The sequence below is a fragment of the Pseudooceanicola aquaeponti genome, from assembly GCF_050897975.1.
GTDB lineage: Bacteria > Pseudomonadota > Alphaproteobacteria > Rhodobacterales > Rhodobacteraceae > Pseudooceanicola.
On record NZ_JBPAXY010000003.1, the window covers coordinates 342,003 to 368,922 of the forward strand.

At 67.1% G+C, this 26,920-nt stretch carries 23 protein-coding genes; 12 read left to right on the plus strand and 11 right to left on the minus strand.

Features of this window, described 5'->3' with window-relative positions:
- Nucleotides 1-135: 135 nt before the first annotated feature.
- From ACRARE_RS08325 to ACRARE_RS08340, 4 genes are all read left to right on the plus strand, one after another.
- Nucleotides 136-1,605, plus strand: a complete 1,470-nt coding sequence (locus ACRARE_RS08325; RefSeq protein ID WP_432655967.1) for a leucyl aminopeptidase — start codon at nucleotides 136-138, stop codon at nucleotides 1,603-1,605.
- Between the two features lie 4 nt (nucleotides 1,606-1,609).
- Nucleotides 1,610-2,074, plus strand: a complete 465-nt coding sequence (locus ACRARE_RS08330; protein ID WP_432655968.1) for a DNA polymerase III subunit chi — start codon at nucleotides 1,610-1,612, stop codon at nucleotides 2,072-2,074.
- Nucleotides 2,075-2,161: 87 nt separating this feature from the next.
- The gene (locus ACRARE_RS08335) at nucleotides 2,162-2,521 is read left to right on the plus strand and encodes an ArsR/SmtB family transcription factor (protein ID WP_432655969.1); all 360 of its coding nucleotides are present in this window, start codon (nucleotides 2,162-2,164) and stop codon (nucleotides 2,519-2,521) included.
- Nucleotides 2,487-2,930 carry an SRPBCC domain-containing protein gene (locus tag ACRARE_RS08340; RefSeq protein WP_432655970.1) on the plus strand — a complete coding sequence of 148 codons (444 nt, stop codon included), beginning with the start codon at nucleotides 2,487-2,489 and terminating at the stop codon, nucleotides 2,928-2,930. The genes ACRARE_RS08335 and ACRARE_RS08340 overlap by 35 nt, the downstream gene beginning before the upstream one ends.
- Nucleotides 2,931-2,982: 52 nt before the next feature.
- On the opposite strand, the gene hflX is transcribed toward ACRARE_RS08340, so the two are convergent.
- The 5 genes from hflX to ACRARE_RS08365 form a co-directional block, all read right to left on the minus strand.
- Complete coding sequence (gene hflX, locus ACRARE_RS08345) at nucleotides 2,983-4,257, minus strand: GTPase HflX (protein ID WP_432655971.1); 1,275 nt, start codon at nucleotides 4,255-4,257, stop codon at nucleotides 2,983-2,985.
- Nucleotides 4,254-4,493, minus strand: coding sequence for an RNA chaperone Hfq (gene hfq, locus ACRARE_RS08350; RefSeq protein ID WP_085890017.1), 240 nt, complete (start codon nucleotides 4,491-4,493; stop codon nucleotides 4,254-4,256). The genes hflX and hfq overlap by 4 nt, the downstream gene beginning before the upstream one ends.
- A gap of 135 nt (nucleotides 4,494-4,628) precedes the next feature.
- Entirely contained in the window at nucleotides 4,629-6,200 is a 1,572-nt protein-coding gene (locus ACRARE_RS08355) for a TrkH family potassium uptake protein (protein ID WP_432655972.1), read from the minus strand.
- Nucleotides 6,201-6,209: 9 nt separating this feature from the next.
- Entirely contained in the window at nucleotides 6,210-7,586 is a 1,377-nt protein-coding gene (gene trkA, locus ACRARE_RS08360) for a Trk system potassium transporter TrkA (protein WP_432655973.1), read from the minus strand.
- A 158-nt stretch (nucleotides 7,587-7,744) separates the two neighbouring features.
- Nucleotides 7,745-10,240 (minus strand): penicillin acylase family protein, encoded by a 2,496-nt coding sequence (locus ACRARE_RS08365; protein WP_432655974.1) that lies wholly within the window; start codon nucleotides 10,238-10,240, stop codon nucleotides 7,745-7,747.
- A gap of 164 nt (nucleotides 10,241-10,404) precedes the next feature.
- Between ACRARE_RS08365 and ACRARE_RS08370 the strand changes: the two genes are divergently transcribed.
- Entirely contained in the window at nucleotides 10,405-11,277 is an 873-nt protein-coding gene (locus tag ACRARE_RS08370; protein WP_432655975.1) for an NAD(P)-dependent oxidoreductase, read from the plus strand.
- A 103-nt stretch (nucleotides 11,278-11,380) separates the two neighbouring features.
- Here ACRARE_RS08370 and ACRARE_RS08375 read toward each other — a convergent pair whose 3' ends face one another.
- From ACRARE_RS08375 to ACRARE_RS08385, 3 genes are all read right to left on the minus strand, one after another.
- A complete protein-coding gene (locus tag ACRARE_RS08375) occupies nucleotides 11,381-11,713 on the minus strand; it encodes a DMT family transporter (protein ID WP_432655976.1) in 333 nt (110 codons plus the stop codon).
- A 24-nt stretch (nucleotides 11,714-11,737) separates the two neighbouring features.
- Nucleotides 11,738-12,388 carry a YitT family protein gene (locus tag ACRARE_RS08380; RefSeq protein WP_432655977.1) on the minus strand — a complete coding sequence of 217 codons (651 nt, stop codon included), beginning with the start codon at nucleotides 12,386-12,388 and terminating at the stop codon, nucleotides 11,738-11,740.
- A gap of 84 nt (nucleotides 12,389-12,472) precedes the next feature.
- On the minus strand, nucleotides 12,473-13,099 hold the full coding sequence (locus ACRARE_RS08385; protein WP_432655978.1) for a YitT family protein: 627 nt from the start codon (nucleotides 13,097-13,099) through the stop codon (nucleotides 12,473-12,475).
- Nucleotides 13,100-13,385: 286 nt separating this feature from the next.
- Here ACRARE_RS08385 and ACRARE_RS08390 point away from each other — a divergent pair, with 286 nt between their 5' ends.
- The 3 genes from ACRARE_RS08390 (at nucleotide 13,386) to ACRARE_RS08400 (ending at nucleotide 17,110) form a co-directional block, all read left to right on the plus strand.
- Nucleotides 13,386-13,946 (plus strand): type 1 glutamine amidotransferase domain-containing protein, encoded by a 561-nt coding sequence (locus ACRARE_RS08390; RefSeq protein ID WP_432655979.1) that lies wholly within the window; start codon nucleotides 13,386-13,388, stop codon nucleotides 13,944-13,946.
- 220 nt (nucleotides 13,947-14,166) lie between these two features.
- Nucleotides 14,167-16,197 (plus strand): methyl-accepting chemotaxis protein, encoded by a 2,031-nt coding sequence (locus ACRARE_RS08395; RefSeq protein WP_432655980.1) that lies wholly within the window; start codon nucleotides 14,167-14,169, stop codon nucleotides 16,195-16,197.
- 517 nt (nucleotides 16,198-16,714) lie between these two features.
- Nucleotides 16,715-17,110 (plus strand): hypothetical protein, encoded by a 396-nt coding sequence (locus ACRARE_RS08400; RefSeq protein ID WP_432655981.1) that lies wholly within the window; start codon nucleotides 16,715-16,717, stop codon nucleotides 17,108-17,110.
- 94 nt (nucleotides 17,111-17,204) lie between these two features.
- On the opposite strand, the gene ACRARE_RS08405 is transcribed toward ACRARE_RS08400, so the two are convergent.
- From ACRARE_RS08405 to tyrS, 3 genes are all read right to left on the minus strand, one after another.
- Entirely contained in the window at nucleotides 17,205-18,419 is a 1,215-nt protein-coding gene (locus ACRARE_RS08405; RefSeq protein WP_432655982.1) for an NADP-dependent isocitrate dehydrogenase, read from the minus strand.
- Between the two features lie 166 nt (nucleotides 18,420-18,585).
- Nucleotides 18,586-19,803, minus strand: a complete 1,218-nt coding sequence (locus ACRARE_RS08410) for a multidrug effflux MFS transporter (protein WP_432655983.1) — start codon at nucleotides 19,801-19,803, stop codon at nucleotides 18,586-18,588.
- A gap of 201 nt (nucleotides 19,804-20,004) precedes the next feature.
- Nucleotides 20,005-21,261, minus strand: coding sequence for a tyrosine--tRNA ligase (gene tyrS / locus ACRARE_RS08415; protein WP_432655984.1), 1,257 nt, complete (start codon nucleotides 21,259-21,261; stop codon nucleotides 20,005-20,007).
- 64 nt (nucleotides 21,262-21,325) lie between these two features.
- Between tyrS and ACRARE_RS08420 the strand changes: the two genes are divergently transcribed.
- The 4 genes from ACRARE_RS08420 (at nucleotide 21,326) to pgi (ending at nucleotide 26,566) form a co-directional block, all read left to right on the plus strand.
- The gene (locus ACRARE_RS08420; protein WP_432655985.1) at nucleotides 21,326-22,495 is read left to right on the plus strand and encodes an anhydro-N-acetylmuramic acid kinase; all 1,170 of its coding nucleotides are present in this window, start codon (nucleotides 21,326-21,328) and stop codon (nucleotides 22,493-22,495) included.
- 150 nt (nucleotides 22,496-22,645) lie between these two features.
- Complete coding sequence (gene zwf, locus ACRARE_RS08425; RefSeq protein WP_432655986.1) at nucleotides 22,646-24,100, plus strand: glucose-6-phosphate dehydrogenase; 1,455 nt, start codon at nucleotides 22,646-22,648, stop codon at nucleotides 24,098-24,100.
- Nucleotides 24,101-24,190: 90 nt separating this feature from the next.
- Complete coding sequence (gene pgl / locus ACRARE_RS08430) at nucleotides 24,191-24,862, plus strand: 6-phosphogluconolactonase (protein WP_432655987.1); 672 nt, start codon at nucleotides 24,191-24,193, stop codon at nucleotides 24,860-24,862.
- A 99-nt stretch (nucleotides 24,863-24,961) separates the two neighbouring features.
- Complete coding sequence (gene pgi, locus ACRARE_RS08435; protein WP_432655988.1) at nucleotides 24,962-26,566, plus strand: glucose-6-phosphate isomerase; 1,605 nt, start codon at nucleotides 24,962-24,964, stop codon at nucleotides 26,564-26,566.
- The last annotated feature ends 354 nt before the right edge of the window (nucleotides 26,567-26,920 follow it).

The following is a 26,920-nucleotide window of genomic DNA, read 5'->3' on the forward strand; positions in this document are numbered from 1 at the left end:
GCAGGCTAGCTTCGCGGCAAACCCGGGCGGTGGTGGCCAGGCTGCGCCGTTCCGGGACCCCGCGCGCCCGCGTCGGCCCAAGGCCGCCCGGCCCGTGGCGCGGGGCGCACACCCCTGATCCGGAAGGAAGACCCCGTGACCGATACCCTTGCCCTGACCTTCGCCGAAACCGACCTGGCCGATCTGGCCACGCGCCCCGGGCGCATCGCCCTGGTGGTCGAGCCCGAGGGGCGGATGACGGCAGCGGTACGGCGGGTGAACAAGCTGACGCGCGGCGCCATCGCGCGGCTGGTCGAGGACGAAAGCTGGGCCGGGCGCAAGCCCGGCGAGGTGATCACCCTGGCCTGGCCCCAGGGCCTGGCCGCCGAGGCGCTGGACGTGGTGGTGCTGCCCAAGAAGCCCGATGTGTCCCTGGCGCGGCGCACCGGCGCCAAGCTGGGCAAGCTGGCGGGCAAGGCGGGCGCGCTGGTGCTGGCGGGCAATCTGAAGGCGCCGGAAGAGCTGGCCCTGGGAATGACCCTGCGCGCCTATGACTACGACGCCCAGAAAACCACCAAGGCCGATCCCAAGGGCCCGGTGACGGTGATGTGCGCCGCCCCGCTGCCCGAGGCGGGCGCGGTGGACGCGCTGGCGCAAGGCGTCTTCTTCACCCGCGATCTGGTCAATGCGCCCGCCAATGTGCTGACCACCCAGGCCTTCGCCGATCAGCTGGCCGAGCTGTCGGCGCTTGGCCTTGAGGTCGAGGTTCTGGAGGAACCGGCCCTGCGCGAGCTGGGCATGGGCGCCCTGCTGGCCGTGGGCGAGGCCTCGGTCACCCCTTCCAAGGTGGTGGTCATGCAGTGGAAAGGCGGCGACAAGGACGCCGCACCCCTGGCCCTGGTCGGCAAGGGCGTGGTCTTCGACACTGGCGGCATCAGCCTGAAACCCGTCGGCGGCATGGAGGACATGACCATGGACATGGGCGGCGCGGGCACCGTGGCCGGCGTGATGAAGACCCTCGCCCTGCGCAAGGCCAAGGCCAATGTGGTGGGTCTGGTGGGCCTGGTCGAGAACATGCCCGCGGGGAATGCCTATCGCCCCGGCGACGTGCTGACCACGATGAAGGGCGACACGGTCGAGGTGATCTCGACCGACGCCGAAGGGCGCCTCGTTCTGTGCGATGTGATGTGGTACGCGCAGGAACGGTTCAAACCGGCGGGCATGATCGACCTGGCCACCCTGACCGGCGCGGTGATCATCGCCCTTGGCCATGAGATGACCGGCACCTACGCCAATGACGACGCCTTCTGCGCCCAGTTCCTGAAGGCCGCAGGCGCCGAGGGCGAGGGCGCCTGGCGCCTGCCGCTGGCCCAGGGCTATGACGATCAGCTGAAAAGCCGTATCGCCGACATGAAGAACCTTGGCGGGCGGCCTGCGGGCTCGGTCACAGCGGCGCAGTTCCTGAAACGCTTCGTCAAGGACGAGACCCCCTGGATCCATCTGGACATCGCGGGCACCGCCTCGATCAAGGCGGGCACCGACCTGGCCCCCGCGGGCGCCACCGGCTGGGGCGTTCTGGCGCTGAACCGGCTGGTCGCCGACGCCTTCGAAAGCGCGGAGGGCTGAGCCCTTGGGCGAGGTCTATTTCTACCACCTGACCCGCTCGTCGGTGGACGGGGCGTTGCAGAACCTGCTGCCCCGGGCCCTGGCGGGCGGCTGGCGCGTCGCGGTGCGCGCGCAGGAGCCCGACCGGCTGGACTGGCTGGATCAGAAGCTGTGGCTGGGCCCCGAAGAGGGGTTCCTGCCGCATGGCCAGGACAAGGCCCCCCATGCCGAGTTGCAACCGGTGCTTCTGACCCTGGGCCAGCCCGCCAATGCGCCCGATTGCCTGATGTGCATCGACGGCGCGGCGCTGACGCCCGAAGAGGTGGGCGGCGTCAAACGCGCCTGCATCCTGTTTGACGGCCATGACGAACCGGCCCTGGTTCATGCGCGCGGCCAGTGGAAGGCCCTGACGGCGGCGGGCTGTCCGGCGGTCTACTGGTCCGAGGAATCGGGTCGCTGGGAAAAGAAGGCCGAAAGCGCGGGGAAATAGGGGCGCCTTCGGCCCCAGATCCAATACTTAGCCAAACGGATAAGTTTTGGCTTGCCAGCTGCGCGCGGCCCGGCCTAGGGTGCCTGCATGACTGCAAACCTGGACGGGCTGTTCGCGGCCCTGGCCGATCCGACCCGTCGGGCGGTGGTGGAACGACTGATGACCGGCCCGGCGCCGGTCTCGGACCTGCACGCCCCGCATGACATGGCGCTGCCAACCTTCCTGAAACATCTGGGCAGGCTGGAGGCGGCCGGACTTGTCCGGTCGCGTAAGATCGGCCGTGTTCGCATGGTCGAGATCGAGGCCGAGGGGCTGGCGGGGGCCGAAGACTGGCTGCGCCGGACCCGGGACCTTTGGCAAGGCCGGCTGGACCGGCTGGCGGCCCTGGCCGCGACACAAGAGGACGACGAGAATGACGGACTACCGGACGGTACAGCTGGAACGTGACATGCCTTGCACCCCGGCACGGCTGTTTGCCCTGATGACGGACCCGCGCCACCGCGCGGCCTGGATCGCCCCGGACGACAGCAGCGAGGTGGTGCTAGAGTATTGCGACTGTCGCACCGGCGGGCGCGAAGAAACGCGCTCTGGCCCGAAAGAGGCCCCGGACTTCACCACCACCGGGCATTTTCACCTGGTCACCCCGGACTTCCTGTCGATGACAGAGGTGCTGACGATCGGCGGCGAGATCCTGTCGGTGTCGCTTTGCGGCCAGGAAATCGCGGGTCTGGGCAGCGGCAGCCGCCTGACGGTGACCTTGCAGGTCACCAGCCTGGCCGGGCCGGAATTGTTCGACGAATACGCCGGGGGCTGGTCCGCCGCGCTGGACAGCCTGGCGGCCCTGGCCGCCGCCTGAAGGCAAAAGACATCGGCGCGCCGGACCCTGAGGGGCGGCGCGCCGTCAAGGGTCACAGGGCCCAGAAGCGTTCCGCCTGGCGGGCGGTCCACAGAACATCCAGTTCCACACCGTCCTCGGTCTGGCGCTCGGCCTGGACGATGCCTTCCTTGAAGGCCCAGGCGCGGCGCTTGCCGTCGGAATAGGGCAGGGTGACCGTCTCGCGGCGGCGCTCGGCGTCCAGGGCGCGGGTGACCTCGGTCAGCATGGCCTCGATCCCCGCGCCGGTGATGGCCGAGATCGGCAGGATCTTCGGATCGCGGTCGGCGGCGGTCAGAAGGCGCGCCTCTTCGTCCTCGGGCAGCAGGTCGATCTTGTTCCAGACCTCCAGCACCGGCACGTCCTCGCTGAGGCCCAGGTCGGTCAGGATATCCTCGACATCGGCCTTCTGCTCGCGCGTCTCGGGATGCGAGATGTCGCGTACATGCAGCACCAGATCGGCCTCCAGCACCTCTTCCAGCGTGGCGCGGAAGGCCGCGACCAGCTGGGTGGGCAGGTCCGAGATGAAGCCCACGGTGTCAGACAGGATGATCTCGGCCCCGGTCTCCAGCTTGACCCGGCGCATGGTCGGGTCCAGCGTGGCGAAGAGCATGTCCTTGGCCAGCACATCGGCGCCGGTCAGCCGGTTGAACAGGGTCGATTTCCCGGCGTTGGTATAGCCCACCAGGGCGACGATCGGGAAAGGCACCTTGGCGCGGGACGCGCGGTGCAGCTCGCGCGTCTTCACCACCTTTTCCAGCTGGCGGCGCAGGCGCACCATCTGGTCGTCGATGGCGCGGCGGTCGGCCTCGATCTGGGTCTCGCCGGGGCCGCCGACGAAGCCAAGCCCGCCGCGCTGCCGTTCCAGGTGGGTCCAGGCACGCACCAGGCGGGTGCGCTGATAGCCAAGCGCCGCCAGTTCCACCTGCAACACGCCCTCGCGGGTGCGGGCACGGTCCGAGAAGATTTCCAGGATCAGCCCGGTGCGGTCCAGGATCTTCACGTCCCAGGCCTTTTCCAGGTTGCGTTGCTGTTTCGGCGATACGGGGCCGTCGATCAGCACCAGCTCGGCCTCGGCCCCGGCGAGGATCGCCTTCAGCTCTTCGACCTTGCCGGATCCGAATAGGGTCTTGGGCTGGGGCGTGGCAATCCGCACCAGCTGTTCGCCGACCACCTCGAGACCGGGCAGGGCATGGGCCAGGCTCACGGCCTCTGCCAATGCGTAAAGGGGCGCATGGCGCGCCTCCTCTCCCTTGAACTCGGGGTGGATCACGAAGGCGCGCGTCGGCGCCGTCTCATGTCCGATCAATTGTCGCCGTCGCCTTCATAAAGGGAAATGGGCTGCGAGGGCATGATGGTCGAGATCGCGTGCTTGTAGACCAGCTGCGCCTGGCCGTCGCGGCGCAGCAGCACGCAGAAATTGTCGAACCAGGTGATCACGCCTTGCAGCTTCACCCCGTTGATCAGGAAAATCGTGACCGGAACCTTGGTTTTCCGAACGTGGTTCAGGAATGCGTCCTGGAGGTTCTGTCTGTCGGAAGCCATTCTTGTTACGCCTTTTTTTGGTTTATTATATGCCGTGCGCGGCTCTTTTGAATTCGTCCGGGTGAGTATGGGGGGCCGGAATGGAAGATTCCACCCCCGATCTGCGGGTTTTCTCTTTGACGACGCCGCTTTGCGTCAGTCGCGCCACAGGTCCGGGTTGAACAGCGCCAGAATGGCCAGAAGTTCCAGGCGCCCCATGATCATCACCGCCCCCAGGGTCAGTTTGGCGCCGGTGGACAGTTCCAGCAGGGCGACGGGTTCCGCGCCGCCGGTGACGGTCAACTGGCCCGCATTGGCCAGGGCCGCGACGGACAGCACCGTGGCCTCTTCGAACGGGATCGCGAAAAGCGACAGTACGGTCATCGAACTGGCCAGAACGATGGCGAACAGCATGAAGAAGACCCAGGCCTGAAAGGCGCCGTGGCGGCGGATGCGGCGCCCCGATATGCCGGTGCCCGAGACCGAAGAGGGATGCACCAGCCGGTCCATCTCGCGCCGACCCTGAAGGTAAAGGGCATAGACCCGCAGCAGTTTCACACCCCCCGCCGTGGTCGCCACGCCGCCGCCGATCATCGCCAGCCCCACCAGGACCATCCCCGGGGTTTCCAGCCCGGACCAGGCCTGCGCGGTCTGCCAGTGCTGGCTTTCCCAGCCGGTGGTCGTCAGGAAGGACAGCACGGTAAAGACCGCCCCCCAAAGCGCGCCGAACCCCAGCCCCAGATCCTCGCCCGCCTTGACGTCGAAGGCGGCGATCCAGTGGCGCAGGAACAGCAGCAGCGGCACCACGATCACCAGGGCTAGCCCGGCGCGGAACTCGGGGTCGCGGTGCAGGCCGATGCGGGCCGTGACGGTGTCCGAGGAAAAGGCCACGCGCGACAGGGCGAAAAGCAGGAAAAGCGCGATGAAAACCTCGCCCAGGGTGCCCGAGCCCGAGTTCGACACGCCCCCCACGGGGCTGATGCCCGAGGTCGACATGGTGGCCATGGCGTGCATCAGCGCGACCAGCGGGCGGTCTCCCGCGATCAGCAGCAGCACGCAGAGGGCGAAGGTCAGCCCGATATAGATCGGCCCCAGCTGGATGGCGCCCCGGATCACCCGACGCATCACGCCCGCACGCTGGAACCGCGCCATGCGGGTGGTGGTCTCGTCCCGGCCCGCCGCGGTGATCTCGAACCCGCCCAGCGACAGGGGTGCCATGACGGCGGCGGCGCAGACCCAGATCATGAAGCCGCCCATCCAGGCCACCTGCGCCCGCCACAGGTGCAAGGGCGCCGACAACCGGCGGGGGTCGTCGAAGAAGGTCATGCCGGTGGTGGTGAAAGAGGACACCATCTCGACATAGGCATTGATGAAGCGGGTGTCGGGCAGGCTTTCGGAAAAGGGCACGGCCAGCAGCAGCGGCAGCAGCAGGAAGGCAGCAAACAGCGACACCAGGCCGAAGAGGTCGGAGCGCCCCGTGGCGTTGTCGGGGCGCGCGCCCCGCGCCAGGGCGACCATCCCCGCCAGGGCCGAGCCCAGCAGGGCGGTGTAGAAGAAATGCCGCGCGGTGGCGAATTCCTCGACCCCCAGGGCCAGCCCTGCGGGGATCAGCATCGAGACCGACAGCACCGCGAAAAGGACCAGGAACAGCGGCTGGCCTTCGATGAAGGGGCGCAGTCCACGGGCCGGAGCCGTGCCAGAGGCAAGGGGGGCGGGGGTACCGCGCATCGCCGGGCCCTAGAAATAGTCGATGGAGACCTGCAACAGGCGCTCCACCTCGGGCACGTCAGCGGCCAGGGCGAAGAGGACGATGGTGTCGCCTTCGTCGATCACCAGATCGGCGCGCGGGCGCAGCACCTTGTCGTTCTTCATCACCGCGCCGACCAGCACGCCTTCGGGGAAGGCGATGTCGCGAATGGGCTTGCCGGACATGGGCGAGGTCGACAGCACCTCGGCCTCGATCACCTCTGCCTCGGCATCGCCGATGGAATAGACCCCGCGCACCCGGCCATGGCGGATGTGGCGCAGGATGGACGAGACGGTGGTGGCGCGCGGGTTGATATAGGCGTCGATGCCCAGGGGGCCCATCAGGGGGACCAGGGTTGGGTCGTTGATCAGGGCGATGGCCATCGGACAGCCCAGGTTCTTGGCCCGCACCGCGGCCAGCATGTTGGTCTTGTCGTCGTCGGTGATGCACAGCACCGCATCGGCGCGGCTGATCCCCGCCTCGGCCAGCAGCGCGGAATCCAGGCCGTCGCCGTTCAGCACGATGGTCCGTTCCAGCGCATCGGCGGCGCGTTCGGCCACCTTGCGGCTTTTCTCGATCACCTTGGCGCGGATGCGGCGGCTCTGGTTTTCCAGCCGTTTGGCCACGGTCTGGCCCACGTTGCCGCCGCCCAGGATGACCACGCGGTCCTGTTGCTTGTTCGACTTGCCGAAGACCTCGAGGCAGCGCGACACATCCTCGGTATGGACGCAGACATAGCATTCATCGGCCGGAAAGATCTGGTCGCCCGCCTCGGGCGCGAACAGCCGCCCCTCGCGGCGGATGCCGACCACCACGGCGCGCAGGGTCGAGAAGAGGTCGGTCAACTGGCGCAGCGGCGTGTTGACCACCGGGCAGTCCTCGTCGATCTGGATCCCCAGAAGCTGTGCCCGCCCGCCCAGGAACTGTTCCACGTCGAAGGCCGCCGGCGCCGCCAGACGCTGAAGCGCGGCCTCGGCCACCTCCAGCTCGGGCGAGATCACCACGTCGATGGGCATGTGATCGCGCCGGTAGAGGTCGGAATAGATCGCGTCCAGATAGCTGCGCGCGCGCAGCCGGGCGATCTTGCGCGGCACGGAAAAGACCGAATGGGCCACCTGGCAGGTGACCATGTTGACCTCGTCCGAGAAGGTGGCGGCGATGACCATGTCGGCGTCGCGCGCGCCCGCCTGATCCAGAATGTCGGGGTAAGAGGCAAAGCCCGCGATCCCCTTCACGTCCAGCGTGTCCGTGGCGCGCCGCACCAGGTCGGGGTTGTTGTCGACGACGGTCACGTCGTTGTTTTCGCCGGAAAGATGCCGGGCGATCTGCCAGCCAACCTGGCCCGCGCCGCAGATGATGACTTTCATGGGTCCCGATCCCGTCCTGTCGGCCCGGGGGCCGAACTGCCGTTCTGAATGACCTGCATGGCAGGTTGGCCCAAAAGGGTCAATTCAATTCCCCCGCCGCTCTGCGCAGGCGGCCGCAGAGCGGGGGCGGCGCGGGGAAATGCGTCGCCCCGGCGCCCTTAGCGGGCCGGGCGCAGATGGGTCACGCCGACGGCGGCGGCCCGCGCCAGGGCCTCGTCCAGCGACATGGGGATATATTCGCCGCGCCGCCAGCGTTCGCCCAGATCGTCGTAGTGGCGCGACAGGAAATGGCCCGACTGGCCGGTGGCGGTGATGAAGACCGAACTGTCGGGATCGGCGAAGTCATAGACTCCGCGATAGCCCGCCCCGTGGACGTTCAGGAAGGGGTTCGGCCCTTCGCCCAGGGTCAGCCCGCGCATCAGCGTGTTGTCGCCGCCCGAGGTGCTTTGGCGGATGTTGACGAAGTGGCGCAGCACCGGCACCTGGCCCAGCACCGGGTGATCATGGGTGGCCTGGTGCAGATCCCCCCAGCGGAGGCTTTCCAGGTTGTCGCCATAGCGCTCCGAGATCTCCAGCAGGGCGGTGTCCAGCGCCTGGCGCGAGATGTCAGCACAGGTCTCGGTCACCGTCGACTGGCGGATGTCGCACCAGCGCGCGGCGCCGTCGATGTTGCGGAAGACGCGCTCGATAAAGACCGGGTCGACGTGGGTGAAGTCATCGGCCACCGGCCCCAGGTCGTCGCGGATCAGCTTTTCCTGCAACGCCCGCAGCCAGGAGGCGTAAAGCAGCGGTTCGGGCAGATGTTCGTTCATCTCGCCGTTCCAGTTGGCCAGCAGGGTCAGCGCATCCTGGCGCAGCCGCTCGGGCGTGCCATCGGGCGCCGGATCGCCGGTGAACCACAGGTCGCGGCCGATCAGCGGCAGCAGCGAACGGGCGGTGAAGGACACCGTGTCCAGCTGCGCCTCGATGAAGCTGTCGCGGGTGTGGACCTGGCGGGTCTGCATCAGGCGCTGCCAGCGGTGGATCCGCTGCGTGTCGCCCCAGTCGAAACTGACATGGCGCGGGAAGGGGCGGTCGGTGAACTTGTTGTTGGTATTGCCCAGAAGGCCCCCCGCCGGATCGACGAATTGGGGGTTGTCCTCATAGGGCAGCAGGCCCTGCCAGCGGTTCTGGGCCTTCCAGCCCAGCGAGGGCAGGCGGCCCTGGCTGTCGTGGCCGGGGTCGCGGGCGGGCATGGCGCCGATGGTCTTCATGGCAATGCCGCTGGCATCGGCCAGGGTCAGGTTCTGCGACGGCGCCACATGGGCGCGCCCGGCCTCGATCGCCTCGTCGATATTGCGCGCATACATCAGGTTGACGCCCGCGCTGACCGTGGTGTCGTCGGGTGACAGGGCGGTCCAGGCCACGGCGGCCACATGGCCCGCGGGGGTGACCGAGGCCAGGTTGTAATGGCTGCCGGGCAGCACGGGGCCGTTTTCCGTCCATCGCAGGGTCAGGGTGACCGGCGCGGCGTCCTTGACGTTGATGATCGACTGCCGGGTCTGGAACCGGGCCCAGCCCTCGGGGGTGCGGTATTCCTCCGGGTTGTCGGGGTTCACCTCTTCCATCAGCACGTCGAGGTCGTCGAGGTAGGACGAGGTCAGCCCCCAGCCCAGGAAATGCGAGCGTCCCGACAGGATCGAGGGCAGCCCGGGGATGGTGGCGCCGATGACGCCGCCCTGTTGCAGCTCCATCCGGGCAAGATACCAGATCGCCGGGGCGGTAAAGCCCAGGTGTGGGTCATTGGCCAGAAGCGTCCCGCCGGTGGCCGAGCGCGAAGGCGCGGCGGCGAAGGCGTTCGACGCCCCTGCCATGTCGCGGGCCGGGAAGGGCGAGAGGGCGGTCTCGGGCAGGCCCGCACGGGTCATCCCCGGCGCGGGCGCGCCCAGGGCAGCGAAGCGGGTCAGGCTGCCCTCGGGCATCAGGGTGGCATAGTCCGGCGCGGCGATGGCGGCGCCCGGCGCATCGGGCAGGATGTCGGCCAGCATGTCGGGCTGGGGCAGGGCCAGCGAGACGCGGGCGCGTTCCACCTCGCTGTCCAGCGCGCCAGAGAGCTGCACCGCCATCAGCTTGCCAATGGCGATGGAATCGGCCGGGCGCCAGGGGGCCACAGGGGTGTTGAACAGGAACATCTCGGGCGCGCCCCGGCCCAGGGCATCCTCGTTGATCTCGGCCAGGCGCGCGTTGACGCCCGCGGCATAGGCGGTCAGGGCGGCGCGGCTGCGGGCGTCCTGATCGGGCACCGACTCGATGGCCAGTCGGTAGAGGTCGAAGCGGCGCATGATCCGGTCGACGGGCAGGGTGCGCACCCCGAAGACCTCGGACAGGCGCCCCTGGGCGGTACGGCGCAGGGTCATCATCTGCCACAGCCGGTCCTGGGCATGGGCATAGCCCAGGCCAAAGAAGACATCTTCGTCGCTGGCCCCGAAGATATGCGGCACATCGGCGGTATCGCGCACGATCTCCAGCGGGGCCTGTAGCCCCTCGACGGTCAGGGTCTTGTCGTATTCCGGCAACGAGCGCGCGGCGAGATAGTAGATCCCCGCGACGGCCACGACGGAAAGAAAGACCAGGCCTCCGGCCAGGCGGAGCAGCCAGCGGAACAGCAGTGTCATGCGATCTTCAGCCCTTATGTCCTTGTCCCGTCCCGAAAACCGGGCCGGTCTGCGGTCCGCCTCGGCCCTTGCCTTCCGGCAGGCAGCCGGACAGTGTGGCGACAGTTGAGAACAGACCTGTCCGGGGAGGCCCCGGCGGGGGCACCAATACAGGGGAATGAGCCATGGTGAAAGTCGCCTTTCTGGGTTTGGGCGTGATGGGCTATCCGATGGCGGGGCACCTGGCCGCGCAGGGCCATGACGTGACCGTCTACAACCGCACCGCCGCCAAGGCCGAGGCCTGGGTGGCCGAGCACGGCGGCGCCTCGGCCGCCACGCCTGCCGAGGCCGCCAAGGGCGCCGATTTCGTCATGACCTGCGTCGGCAATGACGACGACCTGCGCGCCGTCTGCGCCGGACCCGAGGGGGCCTTTGCCGGCATGGAAAAGGGCGCGGTGCTGGTCGATCACACCACCGTTTCCGCCAAGGTCACGGCCGAGCTTTACGCCCTGGCCGCCGAGCAGGGGCTGGGCTTTGTCGATGCGCCGATTTCGGGCGGGCAGGCGGGGGCCGAGAACGGCGCCCTGTCGGTGATGTGCGGCGGCGACACGGCGGTGTTCGAGCGCGCGGCCCCGGTGATCGACGCCTATGCCAAGATCTGCCGCCTGATGGGCCCTTCGGGCGCCGGTCAGATGACCAAGATGTGCAACCAGATCGCCATTGCGGGCCTGGTGCAGGGGCTGTCCGAGGCACTGCATTTCGCGCAAAAGGCAGGGCTGGACGGCGAGAAGGTGGTCGAGGTGATCAGCCAGGGCGCCGCAGGCTCCTGGCAGATGTCGAACCGCTATCAGACCATGCTGGCCGATGCTTTCGAGCATGGGTTCGCCGTTGACTGGATGCGCAAGGATCTGGGTATCTGCCTGTCCACGGGCGACGAGATAGGCGCGCCGCTGCCGGTCACGGCCCTTGTTGATCAGTTCTACAAGGACGTGCAGGCCATGGGCGGCGGTCGCTGGGACACCTCCAGCCTGATCAAGCGGTTGCAGGCCTTCGGCTAAGGCGCGCCCCAGGATATCGCGGCCCCGGGGCCGCGATGCCTCCGGCGGGGATAATTCTGGCAATGAGAAGGGGCGGGTCGCGCCCCTTTTTGCGGCCTGGCTCTCAGTGCGGGGCGGTATTGGAGAAAAGCTGGATCACCGCGATGCCGCCGCCGATCATCAGCATTCCCAGGATCGCGGGCAGGTCGAGCCGCTGGCCGAAGACGAAGTAGCCGATCAGCGCGATGAAGACGATCCCCATCCCCGACCACAGCGCATAGACCACGCCCACGGGCATGTGGCGCAGGGTCAGCGACAGGAAATAGAAGCTACCCGCATAGGCGAGCACGGTCAGCACCGCAGGGACCAGCCGGGTGAACTGCTGGCTGGCTTGCAGCGCCGAGGTGCCGATGGTTTCCAGCGCCACGGCGATGATCAGGGTCAGATAGACGGGCATGGGCCGCGCCCTCCTTCTCGGGGGTCAGGTGGCGACGTACCAATCCTTGCGGTGGTTGATCGCGATGACGAAATTCACCACCACGGCCCCCAGCAGGGACCAGATGAAGGCGGTGCCGGGCAGCACGAAGAAGGCCACCGCAAAGAGGCACAGATCGAAGCTAAGCTGGGTCCAGCCGGCGCGGAAGCCGATCTTTTCCTGCAAGTAGAGGCCCAGGATGCCGATCCCGCCCAGCGAGGCGCCGTGACGGAACAGCGCCAGGAGGCCGGAACCGGTGATGAATCCGAAGATCACCGCGCCGACCCAGGGGGTTAGCTGGGTGAATTGCACCTGGGTGCCGAGGAATTTCGACAGCACCGACAGGAGCGCCACCGCCAGGAAGGTCTTCACCGTGAAACGCAGGCCCATGCGGGTGTAGCCCAACCAGTAGAAGGGCAGGTTGACCACGAAGAAGATCGGCCCGAAGCTCCAGCCGGTGATATAGCTGATCAGCACCGCCAGCCCCGCGGTCTGGCCGGTCACCAGCCCCAGATGGGTCAGGATGACGATGCCGAAGCCGCACATCGTGGTGCCGTAGATCAGCCCCTGAGCGTCTTCCAGCAGGGTGTGATTGCTTTGCCGGACGGCCACCTGGGCCTCGGCCTCGATCGGGGTTTCGGTGGTCGGGTCGCTCATCACATCCTCCTTGGCTCGCGCCCGTCCTAGTCGCGCCCTGCGGGCCTGTCCAGTGTCCCGCCTGTCTGCGGGCGCGGCCCGCGCCTAGTCGGCGATATAGCGGTCGCGGCGGTGGTTGAAGGTGATGACCGAGTTCAGGATCAGCGCGCCGTAAAGGGAATAGGCCACCGTGCGCGTGTCGAAGAGGAAGAAGGCGATGAGGAACAGGACCGCATCCACCATCAGCTGCACATATCCGGCCCGGAACCCGGTCTTGTCCTGCACCATCAGCGCGATCACCCCCAGGCCACCCAGCGACCCCTTGTGGCGGAACACCCCCAGAAGGCCATAGCCCGCCAGCACCCCGAAGATGGTCGTGCCCAGGATCGGGTTCAGCGTCTCGAACCGCAACCCCAGGGGCATGTAGTCCACCAGCAGCGACAGGGCGGTGACGCAGAAAAAGCTTTTCAGGGTGAACTCGGCCCCCAGCCGTTTCCAGGCGAAGGCGTAGAAGGGCAGGTTGACCAAGAAGAAGACCGTGCCGAAACTCCAGCCCGTGACATAGGCGATGATCAGCGCCAGACCGGCCGTCTGGCCGGTGATGAAGCCCAGCGACGAGATGAAGACAATGCCCGTCGCCGTGGTCAGCAGGGCGATGGCAAAGCCCTGGGCGTCTTCGATCGGCGTATGGGACTGGCGGTATTCGGTCGGGATCGGAAAGGGGGCTGGCATGAACACCTCCTGGGTCTGGCCGGGTCTGACGGTCGATGTGCGACTAGATAGGTCAGCATTGCTTCCTTTCTACCCCGCCCTCCGGGGAGGACGCCAGAGGTCCCCTGCGCAAGGCCGCCAGAACGAGGCGTCAATACGCGCCCTCGCGCGAAACTGCCCAACAATCCGCCCCCGGGGCGGCGCGGCGGGGGCGGGGCGGGATGGAACCCCGACCGGGGGGCAGCGTGTTGGACAGGTGAAAGGGGGCGCAACGCCCCGCAGACCCGAGCCGAAAGGAGACATCCCGATGCCCAACATCGCGCAATCCCGTATCCTGATCCTTGCCACCGACGGGTTCGAGCAATCCGAGCTTGAGTTTCCCCGCGACAAGCTGCGGGCGTGGGGCGCCGACGTGAAGGTGGCCAGCCTGGACGGCAAGCCGATCCGCGGCTGGGACAACAAGACCTGGGGCAATGAGGTCGAGGCCGACTTGGCGCTGTCCGAGGCCCGTGCCCCCGACTTCGACGCCCTCGTGCTGCCGGGCGGTCAGATCAACCCCGACGTGCTGCGCACCAAGCCCGAGGCGGTGGACCTCGTAAAGGCCTTCTATGAGGCGGGCAAGATCGTTGCCGCCATCTGCCATGGCCCCTGGATGCTGGTCGAGGCCGGTGTGGTGAAGGGGCTGCCAGTCACCTCGTATCCGTCGATCCGCACCGACCTGGAAAACGCCGGTGCCCTCTGGCAGGACAGCGACGTCGTATGCGAACAAGGTATCGTCACTTCGCGCAACCCCGGCGATCTGGAGGCCTTCGTGGCCAAGATCGTCGAAGAGGTGCGCGAGGGGCGCCACACACGGCGGGCTGCCTGATACAGGCGCTCTCTACAGCCCGGCCGTGGGGTCGGCCCTTCGGGGCCGGCCCTTCTTATGCGCCCTGGTTTATGCGGCTTGGGGCCCTCTGCCTTAAATTGTCACCATTTGCCGGTGCCGGTTAACCGCGCGGCAAGGGACGCTGCGTAGCGTCGCCCCGGTCAGCGAGCGAGAGGGCGGCATGGTGCAGATTTTCGGCAGGAAGCGTAGTGAGACGGCGGTGACAAGCGCCGATGAAATCGCGGCGATCGACGGCTCGCACCTGCTGGTGCGCTACGACATGCAGGGCACGATCCTGGAGGTGAACAATACCTTCTGCGCCGAGACCGGCCACAAGCGCGAAGAGGTGGTGGGCCAGTCCTACCTGCTCCTGGTGCGCAAGAAGGATCACGACCTGCCCGAGATCCGCAACCTGTGGCGCGACATGGCCGAGGGCAAGGTGATCAACCGCATCGTGCCGCGCCTGAACGGCGCCCAGGAAGAGGATTGGTTCGATGTGACCTATGCCCCGGTCGCCGCGCCCGAGGGCGGTTACAGCCATGTCCTGTCGGTGGCGCGCAAGATCTCGGCCCATCATTTCCGCCGCCGCGACAACCGCAGCCAGGTGGATGCGGTGAAACGCTCCATGGCGGTGGTCGAATACGACCTGGACGGGACGGTGCAGGATGCCAACGACATCTTCCTCAAGCCCATGGGCTATGCGCTGTCGGATGTGAAGGGCAAGCATCACCGGATCTTCGTCGACGCGGAGGAGGCCGCCGGGGCCGATTACGCCGCTTTCTGGGAGCGGTTGCGCAAGGGCTCTTCCGAGAAAGGGCAGGTGCAGCGGCGCGACCGGATGGGCCGGATCCGCTGGTTGGAAGCGACCTATGAAACCCTGATCGACCCCGAGGGGCGGCCCTTCAAGGTGGTGGAATATGCCTTCGACGTGACCGAGGCCAAGAACCTGGAGGCCGATGCGGCCAGCCAGATCTCGGCGATCCAGAAGGTGCAGGCGGTGATCTCCTTCGACACCACCGGCAAGATCCTCAGCGTCAACGACCGCTTCTGCGAGGCCATGGGATATGACCGCGACGAGTTGGTGGGGCGCCCGCATTCGATGTTCGTCACCGCCGACTATGCGCGCTCGGACGAATACCGGCAGTTCTGGGCAGATCTGCGTGCGGGCCAGGAACATGCGGGGAATTTCCAGCGCATCGGCAAGGGCGGGCGCGTGGTGCATATCCGCGCCAGCTACAACCCGATCCTGAACGCCGCGGGCGAGGTGGTGAAGGTGGTGAAATACGCCATCGACACCACGGCGCTGCAAGTGGCGGTGGACACGATGCAGCAGGGGCTCGACCGGCTGGCGGCGGGGGACCTGTCGGTGAGGCTGGAACAGAACCTGGGCGAGCTGGACATGATCCGGCAGAAGTTCAACGATGCGGTCGGCAAGGTCGACGAGGTGATCGGCCAGGTCCTGGCGCGGGCCAGTGACGTCTATGGCGAGACCGGCGCGATCACCGGCGCCACCACCGAACTGTCGCAGCGCACCGAACAGCAGGCCGCGACGCTGCAAACCACCGCCGCCGCGCTGACGCAGCTGTCCACCTCGGTGCAACATGCCGCCGAAGCCGCGACCGAGGCGCAGGAAAAAGCGGATCTGGCGAAGAAAAGCACCGAAGAGACCGGGCGCGTGGTGGGCGATGCCGTCGGCGCGATGACCGAGATCCAGGAAAGCTCGAACCGGATCACCTCGATCACCAATGTCATCGACGACATCGCCTTTCAGACCAACCTGCTGGCCCTGAACGCGGGCGTCGAGGCGGCGCGGGCAGGCGATGCCGGGCGCGGTTTCGCCGTGGTGGCGCAGGAGGTGCGGGCCCTGGCGCAGCGGTCCTCCGAAGCCGCGCGCGAGATCGCCGAGCTGATTTCCATGTCCACCCGTCAGGTGGGCAAGGGGGTCGACCTGGTGGGCCGCGCGGGCCATTCCATCGAAGAGATCGACAGCCGTTTCGGCGAGATCAACCGCATCGTCGCCCAGATCGCCACCTCGGCCCGGGAACAGGCCATGGGCATTTCCGAGATGAATTCCTCGGTCAGCGATCTGGATCACGCGACGCAGGAAAACGCCGCCATGGCCGAGGAAACCAGCGCCGCGATCCAGACCCTGGCCGAGGGCATCGCCGATGTGCAGCAGGCGGTCAGCTATTTCGCCAGCGCCGCCCAGGCGGGGGCACCGCGCGGGCCGTCCCTGCGCCGCGCCAGCTAGAGACGGGGGCCCTCTGCGGCCCAAAGAACTGCTGCGGGAGAGGCGCCTTGTCGGAAAGGAGGGCCCCGGCCCGCACTCGCCTGCTGGCCCGCGTCGCGGCGACGCAGGCTGATGGTCTCTGACGAGACGCGGCGCCTTGGGGCAGGCACGACAAGTAAGTGGGTCGGAGAGGGGCATCGCAGGGCATGCCGAGTCACAATGTGTCAGGCGCGGCGGCCCGGCGCAGCAGGGCGCCGACGGCGCAGACCATTGGCTAGGGGCCTCAGAGTGCTGCGACACCGTTCAATTCTCGCAGAGCGACGTCACGCCGGGCGATCTGCGCAGACGCCAGCCGTCATGACGCGATTATTCATCTTCCAGAGTTTGAGATGCTTCGGCTTGCCCGGTACTCTGCCTTGGGACGTGCCCGGCGGTCGCCGGCCGGAGGGTGTCTATAGAGGGAGATTATTCAATGGCATTTACTCCACGGCGGTTCTCGCCACCCCGCATTTTGCTCGGACGCGCGTTCGCGTCGGTCTTGCTGTCCAGCTGCATCGCGGGCGCCGCCGCGGCCTCCTGCGACAGCTATTGGGATGAGGGCGACCGGCTGTATGATCGCGCCGATGCCCTGTACCTGCGGGTCGAGCGGGGGATCGAGAGCCTCAGAGGCGCCTCGGTCGACGCCGCCGCCTGCAATGCGATCCGCAGCTACCAGGGGATGATCGGGGAGGCCCGTGGCGCCTTCCGGGACGCGGCCGAAAGCTATCGGAAGGCGATTTTTGCCTGCGCCGATGCCTTTAACTCGACCCGCGACGGCTACTACATCCAGCTCAGCGAGGATGCCCGCTACAACCGGGATTTGTCGCTCGAGTCCGTGGAGTATTCCGGCGACCTGCGGGATTGGCTGAGCCGCGAGGTCCGGCGCTGCGACTGATCTGCCGGCGAATCTACCGTCCAGGGCGCGCCCCCTGAACGAGAAAGGCCCACGTCGCGCGCGGGCCTTTGCAAGGATCAGCGATGCGGCGCGCTTAGCCCGCCAGGGCGCGGTTCAGGTTCTCGTCGACCTTCTCCAGGAACTGCATCGTCGTCAGCCAGCCCTGATCGGGGCCGACCAGCAGCGCCAGATCCTTGGTCATGAAGCCATTCTCGACCGTTTCCACCACGACCTTTTCCAGCGTCGTGGCAAAGGCCATCAGCGCGGTGTTCTGGTCCAGCTTGGCGCGGTGCTTCAGCCCGCCGGTCCAGGCGTAGATCGAGGCGATGGAGTTGGTCGAGGTCGACTTGCCCTCCTGGTGCTGGCGGTAGTGGCGCGTCACCGTGCCATGGGCCGCCTCGGCCTCGATGATCTTGCCATCCGGCGTCATCAGCTGCGAGGTCATCATGCCCAGAGAGCCGAAGCCCTGGGCCACGGTGTCGGACTGCACGTCGCCGTCGTAGTTCTTCAGCGCCCAGACGAACTTGCCGTTCCATTTCAGCGCGCAGGCCACCATGTCGTCGATCAGGCGGTGTTCGTACCAGATCTTCTTGGCCTTGAACTGCTCTTCGAACTCTTCCTCGAAGACCTCCTGGAAGATGTCCTTGAAGCGGCCGTCATAGGCCTTGAGGATGGTGTTCTTGGTCGACAGATAGACCGGCCAGCCCAGGTTCAGACCGTAGTTGAACGAGGCGCGGGCGAAGTCGCGGATCGACTGGTCGAGGTTGTACATCCCCATGAAGACCCCGGCCGAGGGGGCGTCATAGACCACCTTCTCGATCTCGGTGCCGTCCTCGCCGACGAATTTCATCGTCAGCTGGCCCTTGCCGGGGAAGGTGAAATCGGTGGCCTTGTACTGGTCGCCGAAGGCATGGCGGCCCACCACGATGGGCGAGGTCCAGCCCGGCACCAGGCGGGGCACGTTGCGGCAGATGATCGGCTGGCGGAAGACCACGCCGCCCAGGATGTTGCGGATCGTCCCATTGGGGCTGCGCCACATCTTCTTCAGGCCAAATTCCTCGACCCGCGCCTCATCGGGGGTGATGGTGGCGCATTTCACGCCCACGCCCACTTCCTTGATCTTGTGGGCGGCGTCGATGGTGATCTGATCCTCGGTCTCGTCCCGCACCTGGATAGACAGGTCGTAGTACAGCAGGTCGATGTCGAGATAAGGTTCGATCAGCTTCTTCTTGATGAAATCCCACATGATGCGGGTCATCTCGTCGCCGTCGAGTTCGACGACGGGGTTCTCCACCTTGATCTTCGTCATGGGCTGGCTCCCTGCGATATCTGGAAACGGGCTGGAATCAAGCCGCGCACGGCTTTCATCGCCTCCATAGACTAAAGAGCTGTTAGCGGAAACCCTAGGTATGCTGTTGTATACAGAAATGTGAGCCCCCCGCGTCGCGCAAATGGTCGCAGGGGGCGGATCGGCGTCAGACGTCGCGTTTCCGCTCCAATCGGCGCATCCGCAGCAGCATGGGCAGGGCCAGACAGCATAGGGCGATGGTGGTCAGAAGCTGCGGCAGGATGGTGCCGTCGAAGGCCTGAGCCACCAGGGTGGCGACGACCGCGCCGATGATGGTCGAGATCGCCCCCAGAACCGAGGCGGCCAGACCGGCGATATGACCGATGGGTTCCATGGCCAGCGCGTTGAGGTTGCCCATCGACAGGCCCATCTGGAACATCGCCGCCCCCTGCCAGATCAGATAGGCGAAGAAATAAGGGCTGTAGCCCGGGGTGTGGGGCAAAAGGAAATGCACCACCAGCAGCGCCAGTGACAGGGCTAGGAACACGCCCTGGGTGGTGGTGATGATGGCGCGCATCCCGAAGCGGCCCACCAGGGCCGCGTTGACCATCGAGGAGGTGGCGCAGAACAGGCCGATGCCGAAGAACCAGACGGGGAAGGCCTCGCCCAGGTTGAAGATCCGCGCAAAGGTCGGCTCGATCAGCGAGATCGAGGTGAACATCACCGAAAAGATCGCCGTCTGCACCAGCAGCGACAGGCGCACCATGGGGATGGCGAACATCTCTTGCAGGGCGTGCCAGAGCGAGACGACACGGAATTTCTGCCGCCGCTCGCGGGGCAGGGGTTCCGGCAGGCGGGCGGCCAGCCAGGTGGAGCCGACGACCGAGAACAGGAAATAGGCCAGGAAGATCGAACGCCAGCCGCCTGCGGAGATGATCCAGTCGCCGACCATCGGCGCCATGGCCGGGAAGACCGTGAAGACGATGAAGACGAAAGAGATCAGCCGTGCCATCTCGCGCCCCGCGTAAAGGTCGCGGATGATGGCGATGGCCACCACGCGCGGTGCCGAGGCGCCAAGACCTTGCAGGATCCGCCCGATCACCAGCCATTCCAGGCTGGGCGCCTGCCAGGCGATCAGCGCCCCGGCGATATAGACCACGGCGCCGTAAAGGATCACCGTCTTGCGCCCGAAGCTGTCCGACAGCGGCCCGGTGAACAGGGTGCCCACCCCCATCCCCACCATGAAGGACGACAGCACCAGCTGCGCATCCTTGGCATTGCCCCCCGCCAGTTCGCGCCCGATCTCCGACAGGGCGGGCAGCATGGAATCAATGGAGAAGGCCACGGTGGCCATCGTCATTGCCATCAGCGCCACGAATTCGACAGGGTGCAGGCGTTTGGGCATGTGGGGGGTCTTTCGATAAGGGAGAGGCATTGATACATGCCGCTAGCACGTTTCTGCCAGGGGGGCCAGCAAGCCGCCTGCGCGTGATCGCACAGAGGGGGCTGTCGGCGCGCGCGGGGCGTGGGGCCGCCGGGAAGGCAGGGGCGAAACGCAAACGGGCCCCCGAAGGGGCCCGCGCGTTGGATGGCCGAGGGGCTGACCTCAGTCGACCAGCTTGACCAGGGCGTGGCGCTTCTTGCCCGCCGACAGCTTCACCGGCGAGGCCAGGGCGGCGGCGTCCAGCATCAGCCCCGCATCGGTCAGCGGCGCATCGTCGATCCGCGCGCCATTGTCGGCGATCAGGCGCTTGGCCTCCTTGCCGGTCTTGGCCAGGCCCGACCGCACGATCAGCTGCGCCACCGAGATCCCGCCCGCGACCTCTTCGGCGGTCAGCTCCAGCGTCGGCAGGTCATCGCCCACGCCGCCCTTCTCGAAGACCTCGCGCGCGGTGGCCTCGGCGGCGGCGGCGGCCTCGGCCCCGTGCAGCAGGGTGGTCACCTCATTGGCCAGGATCACCTTGGCGGCGTTGATCTCGGACCCGCCAAGGGCGCCCAGACGTTCGCATTCGTCCAGCGGCAGCTCGGTGTAAAGCTTGGCGAAACGGCCCACATCGGCGTCGGTGGTGTTGCGCCAGAACTGCCAGAACTCGTAGGGCGAGCGCATCTCGGCGTTCAGCCAGACGGCGCCATCGGCGCTTTTGCCCATCTTCTTGCCGTCCGAGGTGGTCAGCAGCGGCGTGGTCAGCCCGTAGATCTGCTGGTCGATCACCCGGCGGGTCAGGTCGATCCCGTTGACGATATTGCCCCATTGGTCCGAGCCGCCGAACTGCACCAGGCAGCCATAGCGGCGGTTCAGTTCCAGGAAGTCGTAGGCCTGAAGGATCATGTAGTTGAATTCGAGGAAGGACAGCGATTGCTCGCGATCCAGCCGCGATTTGACCGACTCGAAGCTGAGCATCCGGTTGACGCTGAAATGCCGCCCGATGTCGCGCAGGAATTCCAGGTAGTTCAGCCCGTCCAGCCATTCGGCATTGTTCAGCATCAGCGCGCGGTTCGGCGCCTCGCTGTCATAGTCGATATAGGCCGCGAAGACCTTCTTGATGCCGGCGATATTGTCGTCGATTTGCGCCTCGGTCAGCAGCGGGCGCTCGTCGGCGCGGAAGGACGGGTCGCCCACCTTGGTGGTGCCGCCGCCCATCAGGGTGATCGGCTGATGCCCGGTCTTCTGCAACCAGCGCAGCATCATGATCTGGATCAGCGAGCCGACGTGCAGCGATTTCGCCGTGGCATCAAAGCCGATATAGCCCGGCACAACCCCCTTGATCAGCGCCTCGTCCAGGCCCTGATAATCCGTGCAATCGGCCACGAAGCCGCGTTCCTGCATGATACGGAGGAAATCGGATTTGGGGGTGTAGGTCATCGCTCTTGTCCCTCTGGGGTTTGCGCGGCACTCTATAGTCGCGACGACAGCCAAGGGAAAGACCATGACGCGCCACACGAAAGAGAAGCCCGTGCTGCGTGTCCTGGGGGCCATGTCCGGCACCTCGCTGGACGGGGTCGATGCGGCGGTGCTGGAGACGGACGGGCAGGGGATCCGCGCCTTCGGGCCCTCGGCCTATCGGCCCTATAGCGAGGCGGAACGCGCCACCCTGGCTGCTGCCCTGGGCCTGTGGCCGGGCGAAGAAAGCGCCGCGGCCATCGCCGCCGCCGAGGCGGTTCTGCACCTCGCCCATGCCGAGTTGCTGGCGCAGTTCGAGGCCATCGACCTGGTGGGCTTTCACGGCCAGACCCTGGCCCATGATCCGCGCGGGCACGGCACCTTCCAGGCGGGCAACGGCGCCCAGCTGGCCGAGGATCTGGCCTGCCCCGTTGTCTGGGATTTCCGCAGCGCCGATGTGGCGCTTGGCGGCGAGGGGGCGCCGCTGGCGCCCTTCTATCACCACGCCCTGGCCTGCCACATGGGCGCCACGGCGCCGGTGGCCTTCCTGAACCTGGGCGGGGTGGGCAATCTGACCTGGGCCGATCCGCGTCTGGCTGCGCCCGAGGCGCCGGGGGCCCTCCTGGCCTTTGACACAGGCCCGGCCAATGCGCCGATCAACGACCTGATGCAGGTCCGGCTGGGACAAGAGTGCGACCACGACGGCGCCCTGGCGGCCCAGGGTCAGCCCGACCACGCCCTGATCGCGCAGCTGCTGGATCACCCCTATTTCTTCCGCATCCCGCCGAAATCTCTGGATCGCAACGCCTTTGGCGATCTGACCGCCGCCGTGGCGGGCCTGGGTGATGCCGATGCCGCCGCCACCCTGACCGCCCTTTGCGCCGGCGCCGTCGCCCGGGGGATGGAACATCTGCCAGAAGCCCCGGCCGAGGTTCTGGTCTGTGGCGGCGGGCGGGCGAACCCGGTCTTGATGGCCGAACTGGCCCGGGCGCTACCCTGCGCCGTGCGTCCGGTCGAGGCGGCAGGCTTTGATGGCGACATGCTTGAGGCGCAGGCCTTCGCCTATCTGGCGGCCCGTGTGCTGCATGGGCTGCCCACCTCCTGCGAAGGCACGACGGGGGTGCGCATGGCCGTGGGCGGGGGGCAGGTTTCGCGCCCCGGGGTCCAGGCCGATCCGGGCGGCCAAAAGCGGCGCGCAGGGGTCGGTTACCGCTAACATCCCCCATTGTCGCCTAGTGGTTCTCTGCTATGCTGCGCGCGAAAGACGCCGCGCTGCGGCATGAGGGGCCGCCGTGCCCCGGACAAGAACAGGCGCCCCGGGACGCAACCGGCCCGGCGGCAGATGCCCTAGCGGAAAGGAACCCCGATGGTCTCGCGCGTGATTCCCGTCGATCCCTTCGACCTCGTCATCTTCGGCGGCACCGGCGACCTGGCCCGTCGCAAGATCCTGCCCGGCCTCTACCGCCGCTTCTGCGCCGGCCAGATGGAGGAAAACAGCCGCATCATCGGCGCCGCGCGCTCGGAACACAGCCGCGAGGAATTCCGCCAGATGATCGCCGAGGCAATCGCCGAGTTCGACCCCAGAAGCGGCACGCCCGAGCTGCTGGCGCAGTTCCTCGAACGTCTGGACTATGTCCAGGTTGACGCCCTGGGCACCGATGGCTGGCCGGAACTGGCGGCGCTGATGTCGCCGGGTCGGGTGCGCGCCTTCTATTTCTCGGTCGCCCCGCGCCTTTTCGGCGCCCTGGCGGAACGCCTGCACAGCCACGGCATCGCCGATGCGGAAACCCGGATCGTGGTCGAGAAACCCTTCGGCCATGACCTGGCCAGCGCGAAAGAGCTGAACGCCGATCTGGCGGCGCATTTCGACGAAAGCCAGATCTACCGGATCGACCATTACCTGGGCAAGGAAACGGTGCAGAACCTGATGGCCGTCCGCTTCGGGAACATGCTGTTCGAGCCGCTGTGGAACGCCCAATACGTCGATCATATCCAGATCACCGTGGCCGAGACCGTGGGTGTCGGCGGGCGTGGTGAATATTACGACAAGTCCGGCGCCATGCGGGACATGGTGCAGAACCACCTGATGCAACTGCTGTGCCTGATCGCCATGGAGCCGCCGGCGAAGTTCGATCATGACGCGGTGCGCGATGAAAAGCTGAAGGTGATCCGCGCCCTGGATCAGGTGCCGCTGGACGATGTGGTGCGCGGCCAGTACCTGGCCGATGGCACCGACAAGAAGGGCTATCTCGACCATGTCGAGAACCCCGAGAGCAAGACCGAAAGCTTTATCGCCATGAAGCTGCAAGTGTCGAACTGGAGGTGGGCCGGCACCCCCATCTACCTGCGCACCGGCAAGCGCCTGAAGGCGCGCAGCTCGGAAATTGCCGTGGTCTTCAAGGAGACGCCCCATTCCATCTTCGGCGCCGATGCCGGGCGGCACCGCAACGTGCTGACCATCCGTCTGCAACCGAACGAGGGGATGGACCTTTTCGTCACCATCAAGGAACCCGGCCCCGGTGGGATGCGCCTGGTCGACGTGCCCCTCGACATGACCTTTGCCGAGGCCCTGGGCCCGGACGCCGAGGATGTACCGGACGCCTACGAGCGGCTGATCATGGATGTGATCCGCGGCAACCAGACCCTATTCATGCGCGGCGATGAGGTCGAGGCCGCCTGGGCCTGGGCCGATCCGCTGATCGAATCCTGGGAAGAGCGCGGCGACCGCCCGGTGCCCTACGAGACCGGCTCGACCGGGCCGGAAGAGGCGCTGGCGCTGATGCATCGCGACGGTCGGCGCTGGCGCGAGATCCGCGCCTGAGGCATTCTGCCCGCGACGATGCCCAAATGATGATCGGGCGCGCGCAGGTCGTGCGCCCTGAAAGGGAGAGGACCCGAAAGGGACAAGCTCATGGAATTCAAGGACTATCCCGACCGAGAGTTGATGGCGCTGGATCTGGCCGACACGCTGGCCTCGGAACTGGGGGCGGCGCTGCGCCATGAAGAGCGCGTGACCTTCTGCGTGCCCGGCGGCACCACGCCGGGCCCGATCTTCGACGCGCTGACCGCCGTGGCGCTGGACTGGGACCGGGTCGATGTGGTGCTGAACGATGAACGCTGGGTGCCCGAAAGCTCGCCCCGGTCGAACACCGCGCTGTTGCGCAAGCGGCTGCTGACCGGCCATGCGGCGGGGGCCAGCCTGCTGCCGCTGCACACCGACACGCCCGAACCCGACCTGGCGCTCGACGCCCTGTCCGAGGGGCTGCGCCCGCATCTGCCGATCAATGTCCTGCTTCTGGGCATGGGGACGGATGCCCATACCGCCAGCCTCTTCCCCGGCGCCGACCGCCTGACCGAGGCGCTGGCGCCCGACGCGCCGATCCTGCTGCCGATGCGGGCCGAGGGCGCGGGCGAGCCGCGCATCACCATCACCGCCCGTTACCTGAAGGGGGCGCTGTCCACCCATGTGGTGATCATGGGCGAGGAAAAGCGCCGGGTGCTGGAAGAGGCCCAGGGCAAGAAACCCGAGGAGGCGCCGATTGCCGCCATCCTGCCCAATGCGGTGGTGCACTGGGCGCCGTGACCGATCCGCCCCCGGTGGCCCGCGCGCGACCGGGGGCTTTTTCATCCCGGCGGCCCGGTTCCGCCGTTGCAAACCTTTCTCGACACAGGACCCTGACCCATGTGGCAAGACCTCTCCGCCCTGGCCGCGCGCTATGCCAAGCGCCCCATCCTGTCGCTGTTCGACGCCGACCCCGCCCGGTTCGAGGGCTTTTCGGCCCGCGCCGACGGGCTGCTGTTCGACTATTCCAAGACCAATATCTGCGACGAGGTCCGCGCGGCCCTGCTGGCGCTTTGCGATGCCGCCGGGCTGGAGGCCAAGCGCGAGGCGATGTTCACCGGCGCCAAGATCAACGAGACCGAGGGCCGCGCCGTGCTGCATACCGCGCTGCGCAACCTGTCGGGCACACCGGTTTTGGTCGACGGGCAGGACGTGATGCCCCAGGTGCTGGCCACCCTGCGCCGGATGGAGGATTTCGCCACCGCCGTGCGTGAGGGCAGCTTTACCGGCGCCGGGGGCAAGATCACCGATGTGGTCAATATCGGCATCGGCGGCTCGGACCTGGGGCCGGCCATGGCGGAACTGGCGCTGAAACCCTATGCCAACGGTCCGCACTGCCATTTCGTCTCGAACGTCGACGGTGCCCATATCCATGACGTGCTGAAGGGGCTCGATCCGGCGCGGACCCTGGTCATCGTCGCCTCGAAGACCTTCACCACCATCGAGACGATGACCAATGCGGAAACGGCGCGCAAATGGATGGCAGCCCGCGTCGCGGATCCGGGCGCGCAGTTCGCCGCCCTCAGCTCGAACGCGGAAAAGACGGCCCAGTGGGGCATCGACGCGAGCCGCGTCTTCGGCTTCGAGGACTGGGTGGGGGGGCGCTATTCCATGTGGGGGCCCATCGGTCTGGCGCTGATGATCGCCATCGGCGCCCAGGACTTCCGTGGCTTCCTGGCGGGCGGCCATGCGATGGACGTCCATTTCCGCAGCGCCCCCGCGGGGGAAAACCTGCCCGTGCTGCTGGCCCTGACCGGCCTATGGCACAACCAGGGCCTGGGCCATGCCACCCGCGCCGTGCTGCCCTATGAACAGCGCCTGGCGCGTTTCCCCGCCTACCTCCAGCAGATGGAAATGGAGAGCAACGGCAAGCGAGTCGCCATGGACGGGTCCGACCTGGAGATCGACAGCGGCCCCGTGGTCTGGGGCGAGCCCGGCACCAATGGCCAGCACGCCTTCTATCAGCTGATCCACCAGGGCACCCGGGTTGTGCCTTGCGAATTCATGCTGGGCGCCGAGGGGCACGAGCCCGACCTGGCGCATCAGCACGATCTGCTGGCCGCCAACTGCCTGGCCCAGTCCGAGGCGCTGCTGCGCGGCCGATCCCTGGCCGAGGCGACGGCGATCATGGCCGCCAAGGGGCTGGAGGGGGCCGAGCTGGAGCGTCAGGCGCGCCACCGCGTCTTCCCGGGCAACCGCCCCTCGACCACGCTGCTTTATCCGAAACTGACGCCCTATGTGCTGGGCCAGCTGGTGGCGCTTTACGAACACCGGGTCTTTGTCGAAGGGGCGATCCTTGGGATCAACTCCTACGATCAATGGGGGGTCGAGCTGGGCAAGGAACTGGCGGTGAAACTGTCGCCGATCCTGGCAGGCAAAGAGGGGACCGAGGGCAAAGACGGCTCGACCGCCGGTCTGGTCGCTGCGCTGCGCGCCGCCCGCTAAGGTGCCTTAACGCGGAAACCGCTTAGAGGGCCCGCAGATCGCTGCGGGCCCTTTTCGCGCGCGTGGTGGGAAGCGCGAAAAGGGCCGACCGGAAAGGACGTGGCCCGCCGTCGGGAAATGCGCCAGGGACAGGGCGCGCGGCACGGCCATCAGCCATCGGACCGGACCGCCAGGGTAAGGACGGCCCGCACAGAGGGGGTTTGCACCCCAGGCTCGGGAAAGCCTTACCCGAAGCTACGGCGGCGGTTTCGGAAAAGTTTCAGAAAAAAGATAGGCGAGGGATGTTTTTTTGCCCGGCCTGTCCGGCGTCGCGTCCGGCGGCAGAGGGGGGCAGAGGGCGCCCCGGTCCGGGGC